This window comes from Aquiflexum sp. (assembly GCF_041749095.1).
Classification (GTDB): domain Bacteria; phylum Bacteroidota; class Bacteroidia; order Cytophagales; family Cyclobacteriaceae; genus Aquiflexum.
Genome location: NZ_JBGTCA010000539.1, coordinates 1 through 10137 on the forward strand (window position 1 = coordinate 1; position 10137 = coordinate 10137).

General features: G+C 43.5%; 5 protein-coding genes and 1 pseudogene. 5 read left to right on the forward strand and 1 reads right to left on the reverse strand.

Going from position 1 to position 10137, the window contains the following annotated elements:
* Positions 1-923: SMP-30/gluconolactonase/LRE family protein (locus tag ACEW8O_RS24165; RefSeq protein ID WP_373497195.1), on the reverse strand; the 923-nt coding region annotated here is incomplete at its 3' end.
* Positions 924-1208: 285 nt separating this feature from the next.
* Here ACEW8O_RS24165 and ACEW8O_RS24170 point away from each other — a divergent pair.
* The 5 genes and pseudogenes from ACEW8O_RS24170 to ACEW8O_RS24190 form a co-directional block, all read left to right on the forward strand.
* Entirely contained in the window at positions 1209-6005 is a 4797-nt protein-coding gene (locus ACEW8O_RS24170; RefSeq protein WP_373497196.1) for a RecQ family ATP-dependent DNA helicase, read from the forward strand.
* A gap of 426 nt (positions 6006-6431) precedes the next feature.
* A pseudogene (locus ACEW8O_RS24175) lies at positions 6432-6851 on the forward strand (DUF1016 N-terminal domain-containing protein); the annotation flags it as partial.
* A gap of 42 nt (positions 6852-6893) precedes the next feature.
* Positions 6894-7442 (forward strand): PDDEXK nuclease domain-containing protein, encoded by a 549-nt coding sequence (locus ACEW8O_RS24180; protein ID WP_373497199.1) that lies wholly within the window; start codon positions 6894-6896, stop codon positions 7440-7442.
* Between the two features lie 373 nt (positions 7443-7815).
* Entirely contained in the window at positions 7816-9141 is a 1326-nt protein-coding gene (locus ACEW8O_RS24185; RefSeq protein WP_373497197.1) for a cytochrome ubiquinol oxidase subunit I, read from the forward strand.
* 3 nt (positions 9142-9144) lie between these two features.
* A partial coding sequence (locus ACEW8O_RS24190) for a cytochrome d ubiquinol oxidase subunit II (RefSeq protein ID WP_373497198.1) occupies positions 9145-10137 on the forward strand: 993 nt, incomplete at its 3' end.

Consider the following 10137-nt stretch of genomic DNA (forward strand, 5'->3'; position numbering starts at 1 on the left):
TTCAACACATAACTATCCGCAGTCATAAAAAAGGTCTTTTCATCTGTGGAAAACGCACAATTAGAAGTAGCTTCTCCTGTTGCGATTCTTGCCAGAGGTTTTCCATTTGGATCAAATATCCAGACACCTCCTGGTCCGGTGGCGAAGATGATGCCTGAACTGTGGACCTTCATTCCATCGGGCAAACCCTTATAACCTTCTTTTCCCACATAAAAGGTCGCGTCAAAAAACAGGCTGCGGTTGTGGATAAGTCCGTTCTCCCCCAATTCATATCTGAACCAAACAGCCTGATCAGGATCGGAATTGGCCATGTAAAAGTGTTTTTCATCCGGGCTGAATGCCAGGCCATTCGGACGGGTAATGCTGTCTAAAAGCACCAATTCCCCATCCGCTTGCAGGCAAAAGATTCCCTGAAAGTCCAGCTCTTTTGCCGGGTCATCCATTCTGAATTCCAAGCCATAAGGCGGGTCAGTAAAGTACATATTTCCGGACTTGTCAAAAATCACATCATTGGGACTGTTAAGCCTTTTTCCCTGATAGTTATCCACAAGGGTGACGAACTTTGATTGAGGTTGGTCCAAGGGACTATCCATCCTTGCCATCCTGCGGTCACCATGTTGGCACATGACCAACCTTCCCTGAGGGTCCAAGGTAAGACCATTGGCACCGACTTCTCCACCTCTTGGGGTTTCTCCGGTGTAGCCTGAAGGTTTGATATAAATGCTGCTTTCCCCATCCTTTACCTGATAGATGGCATTGTTGGGAATATCGGTAAAGACCAAAGTCTGTGTCTCTTCCAACCAAAGCGGGCCCTCAGTCCAGGCATGTCCTGTGGATATGATTTCCAGTTTGGCTTCCGGATCCAGGATTTCCAATATCTTTTGGTCAAATACCTCAATAAAGGCGTCTTGTTTGTAGTTCATGTCGGTTTGGGTTTTGGTGCAGGAGAGTACCAGGATTGGTAAAATACAAAGCAGTAGTCGGTTCATAGGTCAAAGGGCTTGGTGGAGTATTCTTCTAAATTAAATAATAATAATTGGAGGGAAGTGCTATATATTGTTTTTATCAGATATTGATAGATATTAGATATTTATTGATAATAATATCCTAGAAATTAAACAGAAACTATATAATTCTGAAACCAAATATCTGATTTTAGAAAACACCTAAAAAAATGTACTGAATTTAAATTATCCAATTAATCATAAATGGAACATTCCATCACTTTCATCGACATTGAAGTTGAACCCAATAGTGGAAAGATATTGGATTTTGGGGCAGTCCATGCCAACGGAAATACCTTTCATTCCCAGAATCTGAATGATTTTCTGGAATTTATTAAAGGTACGGATTTCGTTTGTGGCCACAATATTTTAGGACATGACATCATTTATTTTGAAAGGATAGGCATCAAATTCCCCAATTTCATTGACACACTTTACCTTTCTCCCTTACTTTTCCCCAAACGACCATACCATAATCTTGTCAAGGACGACAAACTACAATCGGAAAGTCTAAACAACCCCTTCAATGATGCCTTAAAAGCCAAAGACCTATTTTTTGATGAGCTGAGTGCATTCGGAAACTTGGATACAGGAATTCAGGATATTTTTTATGCTCTCCTTCATAAAACAGATGCCTTTGAGGGTTTCTTTAGGTTTTTGAATTTTGATAGAAATGTGGATAATCTTGCAAATGATATCCGTCAAAAGTTTGAAGGATTGCTTTGCACCCATGCCGATATTGAAAGAATGATGGAAAAGCACCCCATGTCTTTGGCTTATACGCTTTCACTTATCCACAGCGGTGACCGATATAGCATTAACCCTCCATGGGTTCTAAGACAATTTCCCGAAACCGACCGCTTGATGACCCTGCTTAGGGGCCGGCCTTGCTTGGAAGGTTGTACATTTTGTGATGAGAAGCATGATATCAAAATAGGACTGCAGCAGATTTTTGGTTTTGACCAATTCAGGTCCTATGGTGGTGAACCTTTACAGGAAAAGGCAGTGCAAGCTGCGGTGGACGGAAAATCCCTTTTGGCCATCTTTCCTACGGGTGGAGGAAAGTCCATCACTTTCCAATTGCCCGCACTGATGGCGGGTAGAAATGAGATGGCACTTACGGTGATCATTTCACCCTTGCAGTCATTAATGAAAGATCAGGTGGATAACCTTGAAAGTCTTGGAATAACTGAAGCGGTTACCATCAATGGCCTATTAGATCCCATCGAAAGGACCAAATCATTTGAAAGGGTGGAGGATGGTTCTGCCTCCCTGCTGTATATTTCTCCCGAATCCCTTCGCTCAAAATCCATTGAGCGACTTTTACTTGGCAGAAAAATCAACCGCTTTGTCATAGATGAAGCACATTGTTTTTCTTCCTGGGGTCAGGATTTTAGGATTGACTACCTGTATATCGCAGATTTTATCCGGTCACTTGAAAAGAGGAAAGGAATGCAGGATCACATACCAATTTCCTGCTTTACAGCAACTGCCAAGCAAAAGGTCATAGAAGATATCCGAAGCTATTTCAAAGATAAACTCTCCCTTCATCTGGAAATTTTCCGCTCTACCGTTTCCCGTACCAATCTGAAATTTGAGGTAGTCGAGAGGAATAAAGAGGAGGAGAAATATGTGGCACTCCGTGATTTATTGGAAGCCAAACAATGTCCCAGTATCATCTATGTTTCCCGTACCCGAAAGGCTTTTCTTCTGGCAGAAAGACTGAACAAAGATGGTTTCCAGGCCAGGGCATACCATGGCAAAATGGACAAATCGGAAAAAACTGAGAACCAGAATGCCTTCATTGCCGGGGAGGTGGATATCATGGTGGCCACTTCTGCATTTGGTATGGGAGTGGACAAAAAGGATGTTGGGCTTGTGGTGCATTTTGAAATATCGGATTCATTGGAAAATTATGTTCAGGAAGCAGGCCGCGCCGGAAGAGACGAAAATATTGAGGCAGACTGTTTTGTATTGTTTGATGAAGAGGATCTCAGCAAGCATTTTATTCTGCTTAATCAGACCAAGCTTACCCACAAAGAGATTCAACAGGTCTGGAAAGCCATCAAGGAGCTGACCCGTTATCGAAAGAATGTGTCCAATTCTGCCCTGGAAATTGCCCGGAAAGCGGGATGGGATGATTCAATTATGGACTTGGAAACTCGTGTGACTACAGCCATTGCCGCCTTGGAAGATGCTGGCTACCTAAAAAGAGGTCAAAATATGCCCAGGATTTTTGCGAACAGCATTCAGACCAAAAATGCCCAGGAAGCCATAAACAGAATCGAAGGCTCTTCTCTTTTTTCCGAGAAGCAAAAAGAAAAAGCAGTAAGGATCATCAAAAAACTTTTTTCATCCAAAAGCAGACAAAAAAATCAGGACGAGGAAGCGGAAGCTAGGATTGATTATATCGCTGACCATTTGGGTATGGTCAAAGACGATGTGATTGAAATCATCCAATTGCTCAGGGAAGAAAAAATTCTTGCGGATGCCAAAGATCTGAAAGCCTTTGTCCGAAAATCGGAAAAAGTCAACCGTTCCTTGGACATAGTAGATGCTTTTGGCTTGTTGGAGAATTTTCTGCTTCCACAACTTTCCCAGAGCGCCGAAGTGTATAACCTCAAAGAGTTGAATGAATCCGCTGAACTCCAAGGATTGCAGGAAGTAACACCGATGCGCATCCGCTCGGTTATCAATTATTGGGGCATTAAAAATTGGGTGACGAAGAGATTCTCCAAAACCTCCAAAAATCATGTGGAACTGAAGTTGAACCAGCCCATTGAAGACCTGAAGGAAAAGTTTAGCAAAAGGCATGAGTTGTCCAAGTTTATTATCCAATACCTTTTGGAAAGGGCCAATAAACCGGAATCTGATCTGCCGCTATTTTCAGGGGAGATGCCTGTAGAATTTTCCGTCCAGGAACTGAAAGAAGGCTTTGAATCCTCTTCTGATCTTTTTGTGAAGGAATGTAGTTCTGCGGAGGTGGAGGATGCTCTTTATTACCTCTCCCGCATAGAATCCCTAAAAATCGAAGGCGGGTTTTTGGTCCTGTACAACAAGCTTACCATCGAAAGAACCGTGGAAGGTTCCAGGACACAGTACAAGCAGGATGATTACCAAAAGCTAAAAAGCTTCTATGAAAACAAGGTGCAACAGATCCACATTGTAGGGGAATATGCCAAAAAGATGATTGCTGATTATCAGGATGCACTTCAATTTGTGGAAGATTACTTTCAGATGAATTATCCTTCTTTTCTTAACAAATATTTTAAGGGCAACAGACAGGAAGAAATCAGCCAAAATATCACTCCGGCCAAATTCAAAAAGCTTTTTGGCGAACTTTCCCCTACACAATTGAAAATCATCAAGGACAAGGATTCCAAGCATATTGTCGTGGCTGCAGGACCGGGAAGTGGCAAAACCCGGATACTTGTCCACAAATTGGCATCCCTTTTACTTGTTGAAGATGTCAAGCAGGAACAGTTGCTGATGCTTACTTTTTCCCGGGCAGCGGCAACGGAATTCAAAAAACGGTTGATAAACCTGATCGGAAATGCGGCCCTCTACTTGGACATCAAGACCTTTCATTCTTATTGCTTTGACCTGTTGGGAAAAAAGGGAACACTGGAAAAATCCGGGGAAATCATCACTCAGGCAACAGCCTTTATCCGTGAAAACAGGGCAGAGATAAAGGAAATCACCAAGACCGTATTAGTCATTGATGAGGCCCAGGATATCAGTGCCGAAGAATTTGCCTTGGTGGAGGCACTGATGGCCCAAAATGAGGAAATGCGGGTCATCGCTGTCGGGGATGATGATCAGAACATTTATGAGTTTCGTGGATCAAGTTCCCAATACCTCGAAAGGTTTATTACCGAAAAAAAGGCCATGAAATATGAGTTGGTGGAAAACTACAGAAGCAAAGGCAATCTCGTGGATTTTACCAACCAATGGGCGGAGACCATAGGCCATAGGCTGAAGCATACTCCCATCATGGCAAAGGACCAAAACACCGGTGAACTCAGGCTGACCAGGCATTCAGGAAATTTTATGGTCAAGCCCATGGTGGAGGAGATTTTATCTACAGATCTGATAGGCACTGTAGGCGTATTGACCAAAACCAATGATGAAGCCCTGAAAGTTGTCAGTTTGCTGCTTCAGCGGGGTCTTCCCGCAAGTTTGGTTCAAAGCAACGATCTATTTAACCTCCTGCAACTCTACGAAGTGCGGACATTTTTCAAGACCCTCAGGTTACAATCCGGAGAATATACCATTTTGGAAGAAAAATGGATTCAGGCCAAACAGGTCTTGAAAAAGGAGTTTGGAGGCAGTACCACTTTCGAATGGATCAGCAACATGTTGGAGGACTTTGAAAAAATCTACCCCAAGGTCAGGTTCAAAAGTGACTTGGAGACCTTTATTTCCGAATCCCGCATTGAGGATTTTTACAGACAGTCTTCCGATAGCGTACTTGTTTCCACGATCCACAAAGCAAAAGGCAGGGAGTTTGATCAGGTTTTTCTTTTAATGCAGCAAAGACAGGTCAGGGAAGATAAGGAAAAACGGCTTTTGTATGTGGGTATGACAAGGGCCAAAAGCCTGCTGTCCATTCATTATCAGGGGCAGTATCTGGACAATCTGAAAGTGCCCCAGATGAAATACAAAGAGGAAACCAACCGATTTGAAGATACCGACACTTTGGTCATGCAGCTTCTGCACAAGGATGTCTTTTTGAGTTTTTCCCATAGCCGGCAGCGGGAGATTTCCCGACTGAGGCCTGACGATAAGCTCAGGTACAACGGTCAGGATTGCCTCGATACCCAAGAACATCCCATCCTTCGCTTCTCCTTTGCTTTCCAAAAAACCATAGAGCGCCTGGCAACGAAAGACTACCTACTGCATAGAGTCAGCGTCAATTGGATGGTCTATTGGACAGATTCCGATACCGGGAAGGAGGCTTTGGTGGTATTGCCCGAGGTGGTTTTTTGGAGGAAGGGGTAAGTACCATGTACCATGTACAATCCGCCACGGCACAAGATGTACCAAGTATGGGGCAGTGGGAGGGAAAGGTTTGCCGCATTCTGGGTGGAGCTTTGAATAGGCCGATAACTTTTAGCCAGTGAAAGCCTGCCCCGTAGCATTTCGAGGAATCTCCGGAGTGTTGTACCAAAAGGATGTGAGTGGAGACACTTACATTGGCGAAGGAATAAGGATTGATTATTTACCACATAGAAACAGAGAACACATAGTTTTTTCCCAATAGATCATTTCTTGAACTTCAATTCTTTTTCCAATTGCGAACGCACTGCGTTCACGATTCGAATTGACCCTAAAGGGAGTGGAGGTACTCATATTGGCGAAGATTATGGTTATAATTTTTTATCTTAGACTTTTAACAACCACTCCAAAAGAAATTATTAAGTAGTGATGGAACTGAAAAAAGAACTGATACTGCAAATCCAGAATATTATTGCCTCGGCAAGAGAAAAGGCTGTTCGCTCAGTGGATACAGAACGTGTAATTATGTACTGGCAAATCGGAAAAGTAATTTTTGAAGAAGAACAAGAAGGAAAAGACCGGGCTGATTATGGTAATTTTCTTATTAGATCATTAGCTGAGACTTTGGAACCTCAGTTTGGATCTGGATTTTCTTACAGACAATTAAATTAGTTTCGTCAGTTTTACCGCGCATTCCCAATTGTGAACGCACTGCGTTCACAATTGAGCTGGACTCATTATCGGACTTTAAGTCGAATTGAAAATCAAGATAAAAAAGAGTTTTACATTGCTGAATCAACAAAAAACAACTGGACTGCAAGACAACTTGAAAGGCAGATAAACAGCCAATTGTTTGAAAGATTGTTGCTAAGCAACGACCTACAATCGGTATTGGCGGTTGCAAGAGAGGAAAAACAACCAAATGACGCCAAGGAGATCATTAAAGACCCGATGGTGCTGGAGTTTTTGGGCTTGAAAAGGGAAGCCGCTTATTATGAAAAAGATTTGGAGGCGGCAATCATTACCCATCTGCAGGATTTTATACTGGAAATTGGCAATGGATTTTCGTTTGTAGCAAGGCAAAAGCGTATTCATATTGAAGGTGATGAGTTTTCTATCGACCTTGTTTTTTACAATAGGCTGTTGCAATGTTTTGTGCTTTTTGAAATAAAAACTGCTAAACTCACCCATCAGGATATCGGTCAATTGCAGATGTATGTCAATTTCTACGACCGTTTCGAAAAGCAAAGTTTTGAAAATCCTACAATAGGCATTTTACTATGTGCCGATAAAAATGATGCGGTAGTCAAAATCATGCTTCCAGAAAACAACAAATCTATCGTAGCCAGCAAATACCAATTGTATCTCCCCACTGAGCAACAGCTAATTGCAGAAGTCCAAAAGGAGATCGATAAAATGGATCAAAAAGGAATGGAATAAACATCAAAGTCAAACCAAACCCTTTATATTAATCACCCCTTGTTCCGAACTGTAACCCCAATGGGAAGTAACTACCCAAAAGGATGTGATTGGAGACACTCACATGGGCGAAGAAATAAACATCAAAATCAAACCAAACCCCTTCCACCTCTCACCTTCATCCTTCCCCTCCCACGATTTCCATCTTGGCTTCCCGATACTCGGGACAGGACTTAGGTTCTTGTCTCTTTTTTCTAAACTCTCGCTTCTCGCATCTCAAGTCTCACGTCTCAAATCACCCCCACCCCCTCTAGCATCCTAAAAATATTTCCCCTACTTTTAACCTGATTTTGCATGGTACTTTACCATCCTGTTTTTCCAAAAACTCCTGCCAATGGATGACCTTTTAGCTGCCCGGTTACAGATGGCCCTATCATTGGGATTTCATATTATTTTTGCCTGCATAGGCATGATCATGCCATTTTTTATGGCGATTTCCCATTACATTTATTTGAAAACAGGGAAGCAAGTCTATAAGAAACTGACCATTGCCTGGAGTAAAGGAGTGGCCATATTCTTTGTCACCGGGGCAGTATCGGGGACGATGCTGTCTTTTGAACTGGGTCTGTTATGGCCCAAATTTATGGAGGAAGCAGGGCCTATTTTTGGGATGCCGTTCTCGCTGGAAGGTACAGCGTTTTTTATCGAGGCGATAGCTTTGGGTTTCTTCTTGTACGGTTGGGACAAATTCAAACCTTGGTTCCATTGGTTTACCGGGGTGGTGGTAGGTGTCAGTGGATTGTCTTCGGGGATATTGGTCGTAGCAGCCAATGCCTGGATGAATTCACCGACAGGATTTGACATCATAGATGGGGTTTATACTAATATCGATCCGATAGCGGCCATGTTCAATGATGCTTGGTTCAGTCAGGCTTTGCATATGGTGTTGGCGGCATTTGTTGCCACAGGCTTTGCAGTGGGGGGAATCCATGCCTGGCTGTTAAGACAGGGCAAATCCAAGGAAATTCATCTTCCTGCCATGAGGATTTCACTGACCATTGGTGCGGTTGCTGCCCTGTTGATTCCATTCAGTGGGCATTATTCCGCACAGGATGTTGCTCACCGGCAACCTGCCAAGCTTGCCGCAATGGAAGCGCATTTTCATACCGAGGAACGGGCAGCTTTGATCATCGGGGGGATTCCGGATGAGGAATCAGAAACCGTAAATTTTGCCATTAAGATCCCCGGGGGGCTGAGTTACCTGATCTATGGTGACTTTGTCACGGAGGTAACCGGGCTGGAAGATATCCCAAAAGATGAAAGGCCTCCGGTGGCCATCGTCCACTATTCTTTCCAAATCATGGTGGCAACAGCCATGCTGTTGTTGTCTGTGGGATTGCTGTGGTTGGTAGGTCAATGGAGATCGGCAGCTTATATCCATTCCCGTTGGTTTCTGACCTTGTTGGCCATGGTCTGCCCATTTGGTTTTATTGCAGTGGAGGCAGGATGGGTAGTAACCGAGGTGGGAAGACAGCCATGGATCCTGTATGGCATCATGAAAACAGCGGATGCGGTGACACCTATGCCGGGAATAGTTTACTCATTTTGGTTGTATTTAGGGATTTACCTTTCCCTGGCGATGATTGTGGGAGTATTGTTGGTGCGGCAGGTCAGGGCTTTGGAAAAGGATACTGACGAAAAACAACCCCAAATGTCCTAAGCCATGGTTGAAATTGTAGTCGCTTTTCTCTACCTGTCCATATTGATGTACCTGCTTTTTGGAGGAGCGGATTTCGGTGCGGGCATCATCGAACTCTTTACCTCGAATGACAAAAAAGACCGGACAAGACAGCTGACCTATCAGGCTATTGGTCCCATCTGGGAAGCCAACCACATGTGGCTGATTATCGCCATAGTGATTCTCTTTGTAGGCTTTCCCACCATTTACACCACGGTTTCTATTTTCCTCCATATACCTGTTTCATTGTTGCTATTGGGCATTATTGCTAGGGGAACGGCTTTTATTTTCCGACACTATGATCCCGAAAAGGGAAAGATTCAGGAGTTGTACAATTCCATCTTTGTCTATTCCTCTTTCCTTAGCCCCCTGTTTCTTGGGATTCTGGCCGGGACGGTTATTTCAGGAAGGATTGACCGTGAGGCAAGCAGTTTTGTAGATGCCTACCTGTATCCCTGGCTGGGTTTGTTTCCCCTTAGTGTTGGTTTGTTTACTGTGGCGATATGTGGCTACTTGGCGGCGGTATTTTTGATTGGTGAAGCGGATAGCGAGGAAGACCAAAAGACATTCAGAAAAAAAGCCATCCGAATGAACATCCTGACGGTTGTGGCAGGAGGAGTAGTCTTTGTGGCGGCCTATATGGAGGGGATTCCTTTGTTGGAAGGATTGTTAGAAAATACCTTAAGTATTCTGGCCCTTATATTGGCAAGCATTTCCCTGCCCTTGACCTGGAAATTTTTATTGAAAAACCTCCATATCCTTGCCCGAATTATGGCAGGGTTTCAGGTCAGTATGATCCTGTTTGCACTGTTTTACAGCATCCATCCATCTATTATGATCTTTAAAGATGGTACGATGAGCCTTAATGAAGCAGCTGCCGGATTGGCCACCATGAATGCGTTGGGCATTGCCCTACTTATAGGAAGTGTCTTTATCATTCCTTCCCTGATTTATTTGATCTATAGTTTTCAGAAGAGG

What these genes read in the sequence shown, in the direction of transcription:
- ACEW8O_RS24170 (WP_373497196.1), top strand. Translation starts at nt 1,209, where the DNA reads ATGGAACATTCCATCACTTTCATCGACATTGAAGTTGAACCCAATAGT.
- ACEW8O_RS24185 (WP_373497197.1), top strand. Translation starts at nt 7,816, where the DNA reads ATGGATGACCTTTTAGCTGCCCGGTTACAGATGGCCCTATCATTGGGA.